Source organism: Arthrobacter globiformis, from assembly GCF_046536215.2.
GTDB classification, from domain to species: domain Bacteria; phylum Actinomycetota; class Actinomycetes; order Actinomycetales; family Micrococcaceae; genus Arthrobacter; species Arthrobacter globiformis_E.
The window spans coordinates 2,729,503-2,745,746 of the sequence record NZ_CM143421.1; the positions used below are offsets into that span (position 1 = coordinate 2,729,503).

Annotated in this window: 16 protein-coding genes; 9 read left to right on the plus strand and 7 right to left on the minus strand. The window is 65.6% G+C overall.

What is annotated here, in order from left to right; translation table 11 throughout:
• Positions 1–39 precede the first annotated feature (39 nt).
• Positions 40–501 (plus strand): MarR family winged helix-turn-helix transcriptional regulator, encoded by a 462-nt coding sequence (locus tag R5O87_RS12245; RefSeq protein WP_410554175.1) that lies wholly within the window; start codon positions 40–42, stop codon positions 499–501.
• Positions 498–1,784, plus strand: a complete 1,287-nt coding sequence (locus R5O87_RS12250; protein WP_410554176.1) for an MFS transporter — start codon at positions 498–500, stop codon at positions 1,782–1,784. The genes R5O87_RS12245 and R5O87_RS12250 overlap by 4 nt, the downstream gene beginning before the upstream one ends.
• On the opposite strand, the gene R5O87_RS12255 is transcribed toward R5O87_RS12250, so the two are convergent.
• The 4 genes from R5O87_RS12255 to R5O87_RS12270 all read right to left on the minus strand — a co-directional run bounded on the left by R5O87_RS12255 (position 1,750) and on the right by R5O87_RS12270 (position 3,231).
• The gene (locus R5O87_RS12255; RefSeq protein WP_410554177.1) at positions 1,750–2,283 is read right to left on the minus strand and encodes a GNAT family N-acetyltransferase; all 534 of its coding nucleotides are present in this window, start codon (positions 2,281–2,283) and stop codon (positions 1,750–1,752) included. The genes R5O87_RS12250 and R5O87_RS12255 overlap by 35 nt on opposite strands.
• 46 nt (positions 2,284–2,329) lie before the next feature.
• Positions 2,330–2,779: an arginase family protein gene (locus tag R5O87_RS12260; RefSeq protein WP_410554316.1), complete on the minus strand. Its 450-nt coding sequence runs from the start codon at positions 2,777–2,779 to the stop codon at positions 2,330–2,332.
• Positions 2,776–2,961: a hypothetical protein gene (locus R5O87_RS12265; RefSeq protein WP_410554178.1), complete on the minus strand. Its 186-nt coding sequence runs from the start codon at positions 2,959–2,961 to the stop codon at positions 2,776–2,778. Before R5O87_RS12265 ends, R5O87_RS12260 begins: the two co-directional genes overlap by 4 nt.
• Positions 2,962–3,048: 87 nt before the next feature.
• A complete protein-coding gene (locus R5O87_RS12270) occupies positions 3,049–3,231 on the minus strand; it encodes a hypothetical protein (protein WP_410554179.1) in 183 nt (60 codons plus the stop codon).
• 193 nt (positions 3,232–3,424) lie between these two features.
• On the opposite strand from R5O87_RS12270, the gene R5O87_RS12275 reads away from it, so the two are divergent.
• The gene (locus tag R5O87_RS12275; RefSeq protein WP_410554180.1) at positions 3,425–3,640 is read left to right on the plus strand and encodes an AsnC family protein; all 216 of its coding nucleotides are present in this window, start codon (positions 3,425–3,427) and stop codon (positions 3,638–3,640) included.
• Between the two features lie 138 nt (positions 3,641–3,778).
• On the opposite strand, the gene R5O87_RS12280 is transcribed toward R5O87_RS12275, so the two are convergent.
• Together R5O87_RS12280 and R5O87_RS12285 are read right to left on the minus strand one after the other, a co-directional pair.
• A complete protein-coding gene (locus tag R5O87_RS12280; RefSeq protein ID WP_410554181.1) occupies positions 3,779–5,995 on the minus strand; it encodes an immunoglobulin-like domain-containing protein in 2,217 nt (738 codons plus the stop codon).
• A 190-nt stretch (positions 5,996–6,185) separates the two neighbouring features.
• Entirely contained in the window at positions 6,186–8,729 is a 2,544-nt protein-coding gene (locus tag R5O87_RS12285; RefSeq protein ID WP_410554182.1) for an alpha-L-arabinofuranosidase C-terminal domain-containing protein, read from the minus strand.
• Positions 8,730–9,039: 310 nt separating this feature from the next.
• On the opposite strand from R5O87_RS12285, the gene R5O87_RS12290 reads away from it, so the two are divergent.
• The 6 genes from R5O87_RS12290 (at position 9,040) to R5O87_RS12315 (ending at position 15,614) form a co-directional block, all read left to right on the plus strand.
• Positions 9,040–10,023, plus strand: coding sequence for an ABC transporter substrate-binding protein (locus tag R5O87_RS12290; protein ID WP_410554183.1), 984 nt, complete (start codon positions 9,040–9,042; stop codon positions 10,021–10,023).
• A gap of 79 nt (positions 10,024–10,102) precedes the next feature.
• A complete protein-coding gene (locus tag R5O87_RS12295; protein WP_410554184.1) occupies positions 10,103–11,629 on the plus strand; it encodes a sugar ABC transporter ATP-binding protein in 1,527 nt (508 codons plus the stop codon).
• A complete protein-coding gene (locus tag R5O87_RS12300; protein WP_410554185.1) occupies positions 11,626–12,672 on the plus strand; it encodes an ABC transporter permease in 1,047 nt (348 codons plus the stop codon). Before R5O87_RS12295 ends, R5O87_RS12300 begins: the two co-directional genes overlap by 4 nt.
• Complete coding sequence (gene yjfF / locus R5O87_RS12305) at positions 12,672–13,688, plus strand: galactofuranose ABC transporter, permease protein YjfF (protein WP_410554186.1); 1,017 nt, start codon at positions 12,672–12,674, stop codon at positions 13,686–13,688. The genes R5O87_RS12300 and yjfF overlap by 1 nt, the downstream gene beginning before the upstream one ends.
• Before the next feature lie 77 nt (positions 13,689–13,765).
• A complete protein-coding gene (locus R5O87_RS12310) occupies positions 13,766–15,220 on the plus strand; it encodes a family 43 glycosylhydrolase (protein WP_410554187.1) in 1,455 nt (484 codons plus the stop codon).
• A gap of 199 nt (positions 15,221–15,419) precedes the next feature.
• Positions 15,420–15,614, plus strand: coding sequence for a hypothetical protein (locus R5O87_RS12315; protein WP_410554188.1), 195 nt, complete (start codon positions 15,420–15,422; stop codon positions 15,612–15,614).
• 207 nt (positions 15,615–15,821) lie between these two features.
• Here the strand turns inward: R5O87_RS12315 and R5O87_RS12320 are convergent, their stop codons facing one another.
• Positions 15,822–15,968 carry a hypothetical protein gene (locus tag R5O87_RS12320; protein ID WP_410554189.1) on the minus strand — a complete coding sequence of 49 codons (147 nt, stop codon included), beginning with the start codon at positions 15,966–15,968 and terminating at the stop codon, positions 15,822–15,824.
• Positions 15,969–16,244 lie beyond the last annotated feature (276 nt).

Consider the following 16,244-nt stretch of genomic DNA (forward strand, 5'->3'; position numbering starts at 1 on the left):
TAATTAGCTGCGCTAATCACCACCTCTAGGAGGCGTCAGATGCCACCAACACACGCGACAGACGCAGAAGCTGCCGGTTCCATCAGCCCCGATGTCCTGGCGATCGATCTCCGGACTGCCGTGATGCGGACTTCCCGCCGGCTCCGCGTCGAGGCAACGGGCGAGACCATCACCCCTGGCCAGTACACGGTGCTGGCCCAGCTCCACAGCGACGGCCCCCGCACACCCCGGGAACTGGCGGAACGGGAGCACGTGCAGGCCCCGTCGATGACCCGGATTGTGAATGCCCTCGCGGAGCAGGGGTTCGTGTCCAGGTCAGCGCATCCGGAGGACGGCCGCCAGATCCAGGTGGGCATCACCCCGGCCGGCGTGGACGTCCTGGAGGAGGCGCGGGAACAGCGGACCGCCTGGCTGGCACAACGGGTGGCCGGCCTGAGTCCGGAGGACCGGCTGACCCTGAGCCGCGCCGCGCAGATCATGCAGGAGATGAGCGGCCGGTGAGCGCCACCTTCCGGGCCCTGCAGAACCCCAACTACCGCCTCTGGGCCAGCGGTGCGCTCGTGTCCAACATCGGAACGTGGATGCAGAGGGTCGCGCAGGACTGGCTGGTGCTGACGGTTCTCACGGATCATTCCGGGACCGCCGTCGGCATCACCACGGCCCTGCAGTTCCTACCCATGCTGCTGCTTGGCCCCTACGCCGGGGTCCTGGCCGACCGGCACCGGAAACGCGTGATCCTGCTGTGGACGCAGACGGCCATGGGCCTGTGCGGGCTGGCCGTCGGGCTCCTGGTGGTGACCGGCGTGGCCCAATTGTGGCAGGTGTATGCAGCAGCACTCTGCCTTGGGCTGGCCAGCGCCATTGACGGGCCGGCACGCCAGGCCTTCGTCTCCGAACTCGTGGGACAGGACGACATCGCCAATGCGGTGTCCCTCAACTCCGCATCCTTCAACACCGCGCGGCTCACGGGACCTGCGATCGCCGGCGTTCTCATCGCCTGGGTTGGCACCGGCCCCGTGTTCCTGCTTAACGCCGCCAGCTTCGCGGCCGTCCTGATCTCGCTCGCCCGGATCCGCACAGCAGGGCTGGCCCCGGCCACGCCGGCAGTCCGCAGCAAGCACCAGGTCGCGGAGGGGCTGGGCTATGTGCGCAGGCGCCCGGATCTGGTGCTGATCCTCGTGTTGGTGGGCATTTTGGGCGCCTTCGGCATGAACTTCCCCATCACCAACGCACTGATGTCCACCTCGGAATTCGGCATGGGTCCCGGTGAATTCGGACTCCTGGGCTCCATCATGGCCGTCGGGACCCTGGCCGGAGCGCTGCTGGCCGCCCGCCGGTCCGGCCCCCGGCTGCGTTTCCTGCTCGGCGGGGCACTGGGGCTCGGTTTCTTCACACTCATCGGCAGCGTCTCGCCGTCGTTCTGGCTGTACGCAGCTATCCTGGTCCCGGTGGGCCTGGCCTCAATGACCTTCCTGAACAGCTGCAACACGAGTATCCAGCTCTCGGTGGAACCGCAGTTCAGGGGCCGCGTCCTGGCCCTCTACCTGGCAACCCTGCAGGGCGGCACCGCTTTGGGCGCACCGCTCATGGGCTGGCTCGGCAGCACCTTCGGCGCCCGCTGGTCAGTGGCCGCAGGCGGCGCCGTCGTCCTGCTGGCCGGACTGCTCGGCGTGTTCGTGGTGGTCCGGAGCAGCCGGCTCACCATGCGGCAACAGCTTCTGGCGTCCTTCCCGCGGAGGAGCCGCGTGGTCAGCCCTGCGCCTGGAGCAAGTGCTCCAGAATAAAGTCGCTCTCCACCGAGTCGCCGAGGGTGAATGACTTCGTCCCGATCCTGGTGAAGCCTGATTTTTCGTAGAAGCGGATGGCCTTGGCGTTCTGGCTGTTGACCCCGAGCCAGACGCTCGCCGCGCCCTGGTCCTTGGCCCACGCCAGTGAGGCCCGCATCAGCGTGGAGGCCGCGCCCCGGCCGTGGTGATCCGGGTGCACGTAGCACTTGCTCAGCTCGACGGACCGGTGGCCGCCCAGGGCGCGGAGCACATCCGGGTCTGTTGGCTGCCGGTCGACGAGCAGGGTGTACCCGTCGAGCCGGCCGTCCTCGTCAAGCACCAGGATGGCGATGTTGCCGTCGGCGAGGTACTCCGCGAACCGTTCCTCGCTGAGTGTCCGTTTGAGATGGAGCCGGATGTCCTCCGGCGAGGATCCGGGCGGGCACGCGAGCGGGAAAGTCGCGGCCGCCAAGTCAGCAAGGACGGCGGCGTCTCCGGCAACAGCCTTCCGGATCATTGAAACTCCAAAGCGTGAGGGCGGGCAGAAATCACTAGAAGTGATTCTAGGCCGCCCAGGCGCCTGCAGCGCCTAGCCAAGAAGCGGAAAACCGGCCAGGATCTGCTGGAGGTGCACCGAGGCCGAGCTGGATTTCGTTCGCGTCAACAGTGTCGACGTCGAAGTGGATAGCGACGCGGGACGCGCCCGTGCCTCGCAGCCATTCGATCAGGGCCGTGCTGTCACGCCGCAGCTGGTCCGGTGGGAACACTGTGAGCCCCCATTCGTCGGCAACCGTGGGCAGGGAATCATCGGTAGAGTCATGCGTGCCGACGAGCGCCACCCGGCCGGGCGGAATCGTCGCCGGAAGCCGGTCGAGAATGTCCTGGTCGCCGTGGCCGGTGAGGGCGGAAACCACCATCGCGTGATAGCCGGGGGAGGCGCCCTCCCCTGTTCCCATGTCGGGGTGGGAGTCGATCCAGAGAATGGCGAGGTCGTCGCCGTATTTGTCGATCAGCGCCGAGAAGGGTGGTCAGGCAATACCGTCTGGAGGACTTTGGTCCCCACAGTGTAGCCGCGGCGGGCGGCGCCGAAGGGAAACTCCGGCGCGAGCGCCCGGACGCTGGAGGTTCCGGCTCCCTGCCATTCAGGCCAGACGAGCCGGAGATGCGTACCGGGGTTGGGAACCGGATGGTTCATGCCTCACTCCTTGGGGTGCCGGGCACCCCAATTCCGCAGGATGCAGGTTTGGGGTACGACGTCGTCTCCCGGAGTTTATCGCCGGGGTCAGCGGCTGCCGGGCACCTTCGGCTCAACAGCCCAGGCGAGGCGGTGCAGTGCACTGGCAGTCCTGCCCCGGAAGGTGCTCCAGGCAGCTGACCGCGGCGCCTGCTCCTCGGTGACCGTCGGGGCTCCAGGCAGGGCGCTCGTGGCCAGGCTGTCCGAGCGGGATAGGAAGAGGGCCATCATGCCGGCGCTTTGCATATTTTCTCCAGGACGTATTACAAGAATTTTTTGGGGGGGTGGTGGGCGATAGCCCTATCCCCACCCATTGTTCCTCATTGGTCAACCGGTTGACGAATAAGGTGACAGCCACCACAACCCTGCGAGGGTTGTCAACTTTCGTTGACCGGCCGGGCTGGCGTCAACTAAGGTTGACGCCATGGAGGTGGACCGGTTGAAAACTTTGGTGGGATCCATGGACGGCGACAATCCGGTGGACGGCCTGCAGGCCGTGGCTGAGCTGCACCGGGAGATCGGACGGGCGGAGGCTGCGCTGGTACGGCGGGCCAGGCTCGCGGGTTTGTCCTGGGAGGCGATCGCGCACGCACTCGGCGTCAGCAAGCAGGCTGTCCACAAGAAGTACGGCAAGAGATAAAAGCCAATGAGCCCCGCGCGAACTGCCAAAGTTCAGGCGGGGCTCCCTCGCTGCGGAGGAGTTTTTGTCCAGATATCGCGGGCTGGAGGCCCCTGAAGTCGCGACAAATGGACAAAAACTCCAACAAGTCGAGCTGAATCAGAGCTGGCTGTGCAGGCGCTCCAGCTCCGTCTTGGTGACGGGCAGGACCGTGCCGTGGCGCGGAGCCCGCGGCAGCTCGTAGTTGGTGGAGAGCTTCCAGTCGGGGTTTTCCAGGCTGGTGCTTTCCAGCGGAATGTAGCCACGGCCGCCAAATTCATCGACGAACAGGTAGTACTTTTCCTCGGTGTTCGATTTGAAGATGGTGGGGCCTTCCACCCCGCCCGTGCCGGCGTTCTTGCCGATGCAGTTGGCCATCAGCGTCCAGTTGCGCGGGTTCGTGGCGGGCACGTCGATGGCGAGCAGGTCGCCCGACTTCTCCTGCATGATGTCCAGGCAGCCGGAGACCTGGCCCTCGTCCTTGGTGAACCGGTAGTAGGTGTCGCCCTCCTTGATGACGGTGGAGTCGATGACCGAGTTGCCGGGATCGTTCCACACCTTGGCCTCGGTGAACGTCCTGAAGTCCCGGGTGGTGGAGTACATCATCTTGTTGTACGTGCCGCCGGTGTGGTTGGGGTCGTTCTCTGCGTAGATCTTGGAGGCCCAGTAAACCACGTACGCGCCGATCTTCTCGTCGTAGTGCGCTTCCGGCGCCCAGGTGTTGCCCGCGGTGTCCGGCGAAACCTTCACGTGCCGCTGCGCGGACCAGTTCACCAGGTCGGTCGATTCCCAGACCTCGATGTACTGGCTGCCCTGGCGCTGGGAGGAGTCCCAGCTGGTGCCGCTGCCGATGGAGAGGTCGGTGGCGATCATGTAGAACTTGTCGCCTTCCGGGGAACGGATGATGAACGGGTCGCGCAGGCCCTTGGTGCCGAGACCGGACTTGAGGACGGGGCTTCCGCCGTTCAGCTCATCCCAGTTGAGTGCGTCGTTGCCGCGGCTGGCGGCCATGTAGATGTTCTCGCCGGCGAGGTCGTTGCCGGTGAAGTACGCGAAGGCGTAGCCTTCCTTGGCTTCGGTCTTGGGCAGCGGCAGCACCGTGACGCGGAACTTCTTCTTGGTCTTGGCCTTGCCCAGGGCCACGGTTGCCTGCAGGTTGAGCACGGCGGCCTTGCTGCCGTAGGCGGGCCGGGTGACCTCGCCGGTGGCGGTGATGACCGCGGGGTCGTTCGACTTCCATTCGACGGCGGTTCCGTACAGCCCCGCCGTGGGCAGGGTGATGTTCCCGCGGACCGCGTCAGCATCCCACACGGTCAGTGCTGCGGCGGCTTCGGTGACCTTCTGGTCGTCGCTGATGTCCTCCGGCACCGTGACGGTAAAGGATTTCGACGCCGATACCTCACCTGACGTGGCCGTGGCGGTCAGCGTCACGGTGGCGTCTCCGGATCCGTTGGCAGGGCGGGTGACCGCCCCCTGGGCGGAGACCGTGGCCGGATCCGAGGAGGACCAGGTGTAGGCCGAGCCGTTCGGGCCGGTGGCGGGCAGCTTCAGGCTGGAGGTCACGGCGGAGGTGTCCCCTAACGAAAGCTCCTGCAGGTCGAGGGCAACCCGCTGCTCCGGGGAAACGTACCCGAGCTCCCGCACCTCGTCGGCCGACAGCGCACGGTTGTAGATGCGGAAGTCACGGACCTGGCCTTTGAGGTACTTGTCGCCGGTGTAGACCGACCGCCCGAGGTAGTTCGCCGTCGTCGTTCCTCCCCCAATGCTTCCCGGCGTGATGGTAACGCCGGTCTTCCGGGCCACCTCGGCGCCGTCCTCGTAGAGGACGGCGGTGCCGCCGCTCAGGGTGTAGGTGATGGTTTTCCAGGCACCGCGGGCCAGGTCCCGGTTGGCGCTGGTGGTCTGCTCGGTGGCCCAGTTGCCGCTGGCGATGGAGGTCCGGTACGAGTTACCCGTGGTGAAGAGGTAGCCGTTGCCGGTGCCGCTGGTGGTGTTTCCCAGGCCCCAGATGAAGTACGGGGCGCCCTGGTCGGCCGCGATCTTCACGTCGGTGGAGACGGTGATGGAGTCCAGCCCGCGCATGACGTCGTTCGGCAGCCGGACATGGGCGTTCGTGCCGCCGAGCTGCAGGCCTTCGCCGCCCAGCAGGGTCGCGTCCCCGGTGATCGTGCCGTTGCGGCCGTTGCCGGAGCTGTCCTCCGCCACCGTCCCGGCGGTTTCCGTCAGGTTGTATTTGAGGACCAGTCCGTCGTCGACGGCGGAGTGGGCCGGCGCCGCGGCGACCAGCCCGCCGAGCGCCAAGGCGGCGGAAGCCGCCAGCGCGGCCGCCGCTGTCATGGCCGGACCCGTGCGGGCCCGTGAGTGTGTTGGGAGCATTGGAACACTTTCGTTCGGGCGGCCCGGAGGCCGCTGGCTGGAATGGGAGTCAAACAAAACGGACGACGCCGGGTGGCCGGGTAAGGGGAAGGCCCGGCTGTGTGGTCCAGCCGGGCCTTCCCGGTCGAAGCCAAAGGCTTCGGAGTGTTGCCTATTTGCGCGAGCCCGCGTCCGCCAGCCGGATGAAGGTCACCGACTTCGGCGCGAATTCGTAGGTAAATGCCGCTCCCGCGCCGCTGAAGGTGCTCGCGGCCGGGGCCAGGTTCTGCCCGTCGGCGGTCTGCGTGAGGGTGGTGACGGCGGCCGTGGTGCTGACGTTGGCCGCGCCGGCCACCTTGATGTCAACCGGGGCCTTGTCCGCGGAGGTGTTGACCACCTTCACGATGGTGTCGCCGGACTTGGCGTCCTTCGTGACCACGGAGTAGACGGGGTCAGCCTGGGTGTCGTCCACCGTGCCCCACAGGACGTTGTCCAGGTAGAGCTTGGCGGTGCGCCCGGACACCTCGATCCGGATGTCGTATTCACGCCCGGTCTCGATCACGGTGTTCTTTTCGATGACGTTCGACTTGCCGCCGTTGACGGCTTTCTCGACGACGGACTTCGAGTTGTTCCAGCCGCCCAGGTTCCACCAGAAGTAGTTGCCGGTGTCCTTGACGCCGAAGGAGACGAGGAAGCCTTCCGAGCCGGCCAGCTTGGTGGCCTTGGTGCTTAGTGTGTAGTTGCTCCAGTCGGCGCTGCCGGCGGTCACCATGGTGTTCTGCGCGGTGGTGCTCGACTGGACGTAGCCGCCGTCCTTGATGGACCAGGACCCGGTGCCGTTGCCGGACCATGCAGCCGCCGTTCCGGAGAAGTCGTCGCTGAACAGGGTGGCGCCGTCCGCCCCGGTGACCTTGACGTCGTCGTACTTTGCGGAGGTGGCCCACGTGGACAGGCCGATCTTGCCGGAAATCGGCACCACGGTGGAGGCCGGGTTCTCCTGCGTGCTGGGCACCACCTGCGTGCCCACATTGTTCATGAACAGCTTCTGGACCTCATAGTTGGGGGTGGTCCGCACCGACGTGCCGTTGAAGAACATCATGTCCGGGCTCCACTGCGTGTTGGCCTCGTTGGCGATCAGCGGCGCGTAGGACGCCATCTTCACCACGTCGGCGTTCCGCTCCAGGCCGGTCATGTACGAGGCTTCCGCCAAGGCGTTCTCCGGCTTGTTGCCCTGCGACGCGTATTCGCCGAGGAACACCTTGTAGCTGTTGCGGTCGTAGGAGTCGTAGCGGTGGTTGTTGTTCAGGAACCACGACGGCGTGTTGTAGTAGTGCTCGTCCACGAGGTCCACGCCGGTCTGGGCGTTGAAGCTGGCGAGGTCATCGAACTCCGGGCCCTGGCTGAACGGGCCGGTGTTGCCGATGATCTTGATCTCGGGGTGGGCTTTGCGGACCGCGTTGTAGAACTGGGTGAAGTACTGCTTGAACTCCGGCTTGTACTCCTCGTTGCCCAGCGAGATGCGGTCGAGCCTGTACGGTGCGGGGTGGCCGTAGGCGATGCGCTTGGCGCCCCACTCGGTGCTGGCGTCGCCGTTCGCGAACTCGATCAGGTCCAGGGTGTCCTGGATGTACCGGTCGAGTGTTGCCTGGTCCGGGGCGCGGTTGCTGTCGCCGCAGCCGGTCACGCCGACCGGGACCACCGGCACGGGGACGGCCCCCATGTCCTCGGCCCACTGGAAGTACTCCATGTACCCCAGGCCGTACGTCTGGTTGTAGCCCCAGAAGTTCCGGTTCGCGGGCCGCTGCTCCACCGGACCGATGGTGTCCTTCCACTGGTAGGTGCGGGCCCGCGTGAAGTTGGGCGCCGAGTAGGTGTCGTAGCTTCCGGTGTTGACGATGCAGCCGCCCGGGAAGCGCAGGAACCCGGGGTGCAGGTCATTGATCTTCTCGGCGAGGTCCTTGCGGAGGCCGTTTTCCCTGCCGTTCCAGGTGTCCTGCGGGAACAGCGAGACCATGTCGAGGCGGACCGTGCCCGTGCCCTGGACGAGGGTGGTGAGCCGGCCGGCGCCGGTGGAGGACTTGGGTGAGAGGGTGACCCTGTACTTGGCCCAGCGGTCACCCCTGACCTTGATGGTGGCGATGTCCAGGCGGGTGCCCTCCGGCGTCTCCAGCGTCACGGCGAGGGTGGAACCGGACGGGTTGGAGGTGCGCGCCCAGACGGAGTAGTTGTACTTTTTCTTCGCCTCGAGCTTCTGCCCGGCGTTCCAGCCGCTGTTGCGCACGCCCACTCCGGCGCCGCTTCCCGCGCCGGCCGCGGTGGCGTCGATCTGCAGGTAGTTCCGGTTGTTTTCGTTCAGCCGGTTGCTGTCATTGACGACGGCGACCGTTCCGTCGCTGCCCCGCTTGAGGGTTTCCCAGGCGGTCATCGGAGTGTAGGCGCGGTTGTCCGCGGAGTTGAACTCGAACGACCGGTTCTGGACGAGCTCGGCGTAGATGCCGCCGTCAGCGCCCTGGTTGATGTCCTCGTAAAAGGCTCCATACATGGTGGGGTCGATCGCCGGCCCTGACCCGGCGGCGTTGATGCTGATGGTGCGGTTCTCACCGGACTCGGCATTGGCGCCCAGGGCGGGGGCCAACGACAGCAGCGCGGCCGCCAGCGACCCGGTGAGCACCAGGGTACAGGCCCGTTTGGCGGGGCTTGAGGGTTTAGATGGCATGGAAGGGATGGCCTTTCTCCATTGAACGGTTCGACGGCGACCGGTGTGGACAAGCTGATGTGGACAACCTGATGTGAACGCTAACAAAGTGCCGGCCGGAGTCGAGTATTCGACATCTTTCCGCTCTTGTAAAGGGCATTCCCAAAATCGACACGCTATCCACGGCGCGTGCGAAATTGTGACCCGGGCTACTTGACGATCGAATTTGTTAGCGTTCACAATGATTCGCAGAGCGCATCAGCTCACTTGCAGCAACGGCGGTGTATGAAGTCTCCCGCCTGCATGTAACTAACGCTTCCGGGAGGATGTTGTGTTTAAGAAATCCCTGCTTGCGGTGGCCGCCGCATCGATGCTTACCCTCACTGCCTGCGGCGGAACCGCCGGCGCCGGCAGCGCTGGCGGCAACTCCGGCGGAGACAAAATCACCATGGGTTTTGCCCAGGTAGGTGCCGAAAGCGGCTGGCGCACCGCGAACACCAAGTCTGTCCAGGATTCCGCCAAGAAGGCCGGCATCGACCTGAAGTTCTCCGACGCGCAGCAGAAGCAGGAGAACCAGATCAAGGCGATCCGCTCCTACATCCAGCAGAAGGTCGACGTCATCGCCTTCTCCCCCGTGGTGGAGTCCGGCTGGGACACGGTGCTGAAGGAGGCCAAGAACGCGAAGATTCCGGTCATCCTCACGGACCGCGCGGTGGACTCCTCGGACAAGACCCTTTACAAGACGTTCCTCGGCTCCGACTTCGTGGAGGAAGGCAAGAAGGCCGGGGACTGGCTGGTCAAGGACTCCAAGTCCGCCACCGACACTGTCAACATCGTCGAGATCCAGGGCACCACCGGATCCGCCCCCGCGAACGACCGGAAGGAAGGCTTCGCGGAGGCAATCAAGGCTGACCCGAAGCTGAAGATCGTCGCCTCGCAGAGCGGCGACTTCACCCGCAGCGGCGGTAAGCAGGTCATGGAGGCTTTCCTCAAGAACAACGCCGACATCGACGTCGTGTTCGCCCACAACGACGACGAGGGCCTGGGCGCCATCGAGGCGATCGAAGCAGCCGGCAAGGTTCCCGGCAAAGACATCAAGATCATCACGATCGACGCCGTGAAGGACGGCATGACCGCGCTGAGCAACGGCAAGATCAACTACATCGTCGAGTGCAGCCCCATGCTTGGTGACCAGCTCATGGACCTGGCCAAGAAGGTCATCGCCGGCGAGAGCGTCCCCGAGCGCGTCGTCACCGAGGAGACCACCTTCACGCAGGAACAGGCCAAGCAGGTTCTGGCCAGCCGCCCGTACTAAGCCGCGGCGCACCTGTTCGTCCGTGCGGCGGCGGATCACCGCCGCCGCACGGGACACCAATCACAGGAAAGACACGAGGATGAACGAAATCGTTCCGGTCGTCGAGATGGCCGGCATAGCTATTGGATTCCCGGGGGTGAAGGCGCTCGACGGCGTCGACTTCCGCCTCTTCCCGGGTGAGGTCCACGCCCTGATGGGTGAGAACGGTGCCGGCAAGTCAACGCTGATCAAGGCCCTGACCGGCGTGTATACCATCGACTCCGGCACCATCACGGTGCTCGGCGAACCGAAGCGGTTCCCGTCCCCCGGCGAGTCCCAGGCGGCCGGCATCAGCACCGTCTACCAGGAAGTCAACCTCTGCCCCAACCTCACCGTTGAGGAAAACGTCCTGCTTGGCCGCGAGCCGCGCCGCCGCGGCTCCATCGACTGGAAGGGCGTGCGGACACGGACCAGGGAGGTGCTCTCGGAACTGCAGCTGGACCACATCGACCCCGGCTCGCTGCTGTCCACGCACTCCATCGCGGTCCAGCAGCTGATCGCGATCGCCCGGTCTGTGGAGATCAACGCCAAGGTCCTGATCCTGGACGAACCGACGTCGAGCCTGGACGCCGACGAGGTCAACCAGCTGTTTCGGGTCATTCGGGACCTCCGCGACCGGGGCGTGGCGATCCTTTTTGTCTCCCACTTCCTGGAACAGGTCTACGAGATCTCCGACCGCATGACGGTCCTGCGCAACGGCAAGCTGGTGGGCGAATACCTGACCCGGGACCTGTCCCGGATGAGCCTCATCTCCAAGATGATCGGCAAGGACATGGAAGCCCTCGCCGAACTGGACCAGGCCACCGCCCGAACCCGAGCGCGCACCGGCACCGGCGGGACGCCCTTCATCGAAGCCAAGGGGCTCGGCCGGAAGGGTTCGGTTTCCGGCGTCGACCTGGCCATCCACCCGGGAGAGGTGGTTGGCCTGGCCGGCCTCCTCGGTGCCGGCCGGACCGAAATCGCCCGGCTCTTCTTCGGCGCTGACAAGGCCGACGAAGGCGCCATCAAAATCAAGGGGGCGGGCCAGAAGGTCCGCTCCCCGCGCACTGCCATCGACAGGCGGATCGGGTTCTGCTCGGAGGACCGCAAGGAGGAAGGCCTCATCGGCGACCTCACCGTCCGCGACAACCTGGTCCTGGCCATGCAGGCCAGCAAGGGCTGGGCGCGCCGCATTCCCCGCAAGGTCCAGGACGAGCTCGTGGCCGAGTACATCAAGGCCCTCGACATCCGCCCGGCCAACCCCGATGCGCTCATCCGCAACCTCAGCGGCGGCAACCAGCAAAAGGTGCTCCTGGCCCGCTGGCTGGTCACCCGGCCCGAACTCCTGATCCTCGACGAGCCCACCCGCGGCATTGACATCGGAGCCAAGACCCAGATCCAGAAACTCGTCAGCCAGCTGGCGGCCGACGGCATGTCCATCCTGTTCATTTCCTCCGAGCTCGAGGAAGTCCTGCGTGTGAGCGACCGGATCGCCGTCATCAAGGACAGGGCGATGGTCGCCGAAATTAACAACGACGGCGTCTCCGTGGAAGACGTCATGACGGTCATCGCCGGAGGTGCCCAGTGAAATCCCTTCTGAAACACCGCCTTGCATGGCCGCCGGTGATCGCGCTGGCAGCGCTGCTGCTGCTCAACCAGATCTTCCGGCCCGACTTCCTGGGCCTGCGGATGCAGGACGGCCACCTCTACGGCAGCCTCATCGACATCATGCGCAACGGCGCACCCACGATCCTGATCGCGCTCGGCATGACGCTCGTCATCGCCACCCGCGGCATTGACCTGTCGGTCGGCGCCGTCGTGGCGATCGCGGGCGCCGCCTCGTGCACCTACATTGCCGGCTCGCCTGACCCCGGATCCCCGGTGACGGCAGCAACGGCGGTACTGATCGCCGTCGTCGCCGCCCTTGCCCTGGGCGTCTGGAACGGATTCCTGGTCTCCACCATCGGCGTCCAGCCGATCATCGCCACGCTGGTCCTCATGACGGCCGGCCGCGGCATCGCCCAGCTCATCACCGGCGGCCAGATCATCTCGGTGTCCAACGACCACTACAAATCCATCGGCGCGGGCTACCTGTTCACCCTGCCGATCTCCATCCTGATCACCGCAGCCGTCTTCGTCCTGGCCGCCGCCCTCACCCGGCGCACCGCGCTGGGAACCCTGATCGAGGCGGTCGGCATCAACCCCGTGGCCAGCCGCCTGGCCGGGCTCCGGTCACGGAACATCATCTGGATCGTCTACGTCTTCAGCGCGGTCTGCGCCGCCATCGCCGGCCTGATGATCAGCTCCAACGTCACGGCGGCCGACGCCAACAACGCCGGGCTGTACATCGAAATGGACGCGATCCTCGCCGTCGTCATCGGCGGCACCTCACTGGCGGGCGGGCGGTACACGCTGGTGGGGACCGTCGTCGGGGCCTTCATCATCCAGACGCTGACCACCACCGTCTACACCCTCGGGATCCCGCCGGAGGTGACCCTGGTGTTCAAGGCGCTGGTGGTCATCACCGTGTGCCTCCTGCAGGCGCCCAAGGCGCGGAACCTCCTCAGCCGCCTCAAGGCAGCACCCAAGCCCGCCGCACAAGAAGCCGCAAAGGAAAAGGTGGCCGTCTGATGTCCCCGCTGTCCACGCTCACGCCCCTGACCGTCAAGAAGCCGTCACCGGCACGCAGCCGCCTGCGCGGCGGCGCCCGCTACGCGCCCACGCTGGCCACGGTGGGTCTGTTCATCGCCATGTTCGCCGTGGGGGCGGGGATGTACCCCAGCTTCCTCTCCGGCCAGGTCTTCCTGAACCTCTTTATCGACAACACCTTCCTCATCGTGCTCGCCGTAGGCATGACCTTCGTGATCCTCACAGGCGGCATCGACCTCTCCGTCGGGGCCGTCGTCGCACTGTCCATGATGGTGAGCGCCACGCTCCTGCAGCAGGGCTGGAACGCCGGCGCGGTCATCGTCCTGGTGCTGCTCATCGGCGGCGGGCTCGGGCTCCTGATGGGGCTGATCATCCAGTACTTCGACATCCAGCCGTTCATCGTCACCCTGGCCGGCATGTTCCTGGCCCGCGGCCTCTGCTACGTCATCAGCCTCGACTCGATCCCGGTCACCGAGGGCTTCTTCACCGGCATGGCGCAGGCCCAGATCCCGCTGCCCGGCGATCTGTTCGTCTCGCCCGGCGTGCTGCTGGCGCTCGGGATCGTGGCCATTGCCTTCTTCGTCCTGCACCACACCCGCTTCGGCCGGACCGTCTATGCCATCGGCGGCAACGAGCACTCGGCCATGCTGATGGGCCTGCCGGTCAAGACCACCAAGATCCTGGTCTACTCCCTCAGCGGCCTATGCTCCGCAGTCGCCGGCATCCTGTTCTCCTTCTACAGCCTCTCCGGCTACAGCCTGGCGGCGCAGGGCATGGAGCTCGACGCCATCGCCGCGGTGGTCATCGGCGGCACGCTGCTGACCGGTGGCACCGGCTACGTCCTGGGATCCGTCGTCGGCGTGCTGGTGCTGGGGATTGTCCAGACCTTCATCGCCTATGACGGCACGCTCAGCTCCTGGTGGACCAAGATCGTCATCGGCGGCCTGCTCCTCGTCTTCATCCTGCTGCAGCGGCTCTTCGCCCGGAAAGCCGGCTGACTCTTTACCTGCCTCGCACCTCCCCGCACCTCCCCTCACACAGCGGCACCTCACGCACGTCGAAAGGACATTTCAGCATGAATGATTCCGTCAACCGCCAGCTCTCCCGGAGGTCCTTCCTCGGCACCGGCACCGCAGCCGCGGCAGCCTTCGCCGTCGCGGGAGCCGGCGGCGGGGCACTGGCGACGGCGCCCGCCGCTGCCGCCGCCGTCGATCCGGCCCCGCTGATCAACCCCGTGGTGCCGCAGCGGGCGGACCCGTGGCTCATGAAGCACACGGACGGCAGGTACTACTTCACCGGTTCCGTACCCGAGTACAACCGCATCATTGTCCGCTCCTCCCCCACGATCGCCGGGCTGGGCAGCGCGACCGAAGCCGTCGTCTGGACGCGGCCCGCCGCCGGCACCATGGGCGGCCACATCTGGGCACCGGAACTGCACCACTTCGACGGCCAGTGGCACATCTACTTCGCCGCCGGCGACAGCAGCGACGTCTTCCGGGTCCGGATCTACGTGATTTCCACCGACGACGCCGATCCCACCACCGCCGTCTGGGGACCGCCGGTGCGCGTGTACACGCATGCCGACACCTTCTCCCTGGACGCCACCACCTTCGAGCACAACGGCACGCGCTACCTGCTGTGGGCGCAGAGCGACACCGGCGTGAACTCCAGCCTGTACATCGCGTCCATGTCGTCGCCGTCCACGCTGTCGAGCACGCCGGTCCGGATCGCCGTTCCCACGCTGGACTGGGAAACCCGGGGCTACAAGGTGAACGAAGGCCCCGCGGTCATCAAGCGGAACGGCCGCATCTTCGTGACCTTCTCCGCCAGCGCCACGGACGCCAACTACTGCATGGGCCTGCTCACGGCGGACGCCACCGCCGACCTGCTCAACGCAGCCTCGTGGACCAAGACCCCCACCCCCGTCTTTGTCACCACCGAGGGCTCGAAGCAGTACGGCCCCGGCCACAACTCGTTCACCGTGGATGAGGGCGGGAACGACGTGCTGGTCTACCACGCCCGGTCCTACCGCGCCATTGTCGGCGACCCGCTCTACGACCCCAACCGGCACGCCCGGGTGCAGCGGCTGTACTGGAACGCGGACGGCACACCGAATTTCGGTGTCCCGGTGGGCGACGGCGAACTGCCGGTCCGCCTGGAGCCCGCCTCCGCTGCGGGTACTTTTCTCGCGCACGACGGCGTGACCGTCACCGCCGCTTCCTCCCCCGCCCTGGGCTCATCCCAGTTCCGCATCGCGCCGGGGTACGCCAAGAAGAACTCGGTGGTCATTGAACCGGTCCTGGCAAAGGGCCGCTACTTCCGGGTGCAGGGAGCAGCGGTGACCATCGCTGCCACGGAGGGGTCGTCGTCGGCCTTCCTGCAGCGGGGTGGCCTGTCGGATGCGGCCGGCGTGTCCTTCGAGTCCGTGGACTTCCCGGGCTCCTACCTGGTGCTCCGGCAGGGCGCCCTGGCAGTGGCGAAGGTGGGCAAGAACGAGCGGCCGGCGGCCACGTTCTTCCTGCGCTCCTAGCCCTTCAAGGCACTTGGGCAGGGCCGGCGGTTCCCCCGCCGGCCCTGCTGTTTTTTCGGCTCTCAACCGGCCCCACCCGAAAGGGTAGTCAGAACCGTCAGAAAACGGCGTTACCCCTGCCCGTTTGCTTCGGAATCATGGATGTCAGGCAGAAAGTACCGGCAACGGCTGGTTCAAGTTCTATTTGAAAGGAAAGACCATGACCCGGGAAGAAGCTTACGCACGGTGCCCTCCGGATTCGTACGTCGAGTTTTACGGCGGACGCTGGCTCGTCGTTCCGTTCGCACCGGTTGAGCAACCGGAGTTCTTCGTTTGTTCGCCGGAGAGCGTGGGCGCCTTTAGCGCCGCGCGCGGGCTTGAAGTTGCGGGCTTCGAGGATCAGCGGGCAGCCTGACGCTCCGGAGACGGGTGTTCCCGGAGACGGGTGTTCCCGGAAACGGGCAGAGCGGTGTCTTGAAAAGACACCGCTCAAATGCCCGGAATATATTTGACTAGATTTGATTAGGCGCAGATGCATTCCCGGTTAATTAGTTTTTATGAGGCTTGAATTAATACCTAATCTTGGCAGGCCTCCCGCACCTCTCGCGCGGCCCATCCCAACTCAAACATTGCTGCGGAGCGTCGCTGGTGAGCAAACGAAGAAGACCGGCTGCTCCACCTGGGCGAATGGCACGACGAGCCACCGGCCGCCGTAGAACTCGACATACGAGTCCGGCGTGCATCTTGCGAAGGCTTCCTCGCGTGTCATTGCCGTTCCTTTCATACTAGCCAAGCGGTTGGACTTTCAGGGCTGCGCTGCTCCGGGCCCCGCATTCCTTCTAATGTCAAAAGTACGTCGCCTAATTCGGTTCTGCTAGCCATTTATGAAATCTCATTGAGAAATTCGTCCACCTATTTTGCCACCTGAGTTAACATGTTGGAAATCTGTTGGAAACATGTTCGTAACACAGATCCGGCCGCCGTCGACGTCGAACTCGCAGCTTGGTCAAGCGTTTAAGCCAGCCAAACCACGGAGCCAGGGGGC

Excerpts from the sequence above, each read along its gene's own strand:
- R5O87_RS12270 (WP_410554179.1), bottom strand. The coding sequence starts at position 3,231 with ATGATGGCCCTCTTCCTATCCCGCTCGGACAGCCTGGCCACGAGCGCC.
- R5O87_RS12315 (WP_410554188.1), top strand. The coding sequence starts at position 15,420 with ATGACCCGGGAAGAAGCTTACGCACGGTGCCCTCCGGATTCGTACGTC.
- R5O87_RS12255 (WP_410554177.1), bottom strand. The coding sequence starts at position 2,283 with ATGATCCGGAAGGCTGTTGCCGGAGACGCCGCCGTCCTTGCTGACTTG.
- R5O87_RS12280 (WP_410554181.1), bottom strand. The coding sequence starts at position 5,995 with ATGACAGCGGCGGCCGCGCTGGCGGCTTCCGCCGCCTTGGCGCTCGGC.
- yjfF (WP_410554186.1), top strand. The coding sequence starts at position 12,672 with ATGTCCCCGCTGTCCACGCTCACGCCCCTGACCGTCAAGAAGCCGTCA.
- R5O87_RS12320 (WP_410554189.1), bottom strand. The coding sequence starts at position 15,968 with ATGACACGCGAGGAAGCCTTCGCAAGATGCACGCCGGACTCGTATGTC.
- R5O87_RS12245 (WP_410554175.1), top strand. The coding sequence starts at position 40 with ATGCCACCAACACACGCGACAGACGCAGAAGCTGCCGGTTCCATCAGC.
- R5O87_RS12310 (WP_410554187.1), top strand. The coding sequence starts at position 13,766 with ATGAATGATTCCGTCAACCGCCAGCTCTCCCGGAGGTCCTTCCTCGGC.
- R5O87_RS12295 (WP_410554184.1), top strand. The coding sequence starts at position 10,103 with ATGAACGAAATCGTTCCGGTCGTCGAGATGGCCGGCATAGCTATTGGA.
- R5O87_RS12275 (WP_410554180.1), top strand. The coding sequence starts at position 3,425 with ATGGAGGTGGACCGGTTGAAAACTTTGGTGGGATCCATGGACGGCGAC.
- R5O87_RS12285 (WP_410554182.1), bottom strand. The coding sequence starts at position 8,729 with ATGCCATCTAAACCCTCAAGCCCCGCCAAACGGGCCTGTACCCTGGTG.
- R5O87_RS12265 (WP_410554178.1), bottom strand. The coding sequence starts at position 2,961 with ATGAACCATCCGGTTCCCAACCCCGGTACGCATCTCCGGCTCGTCTGG.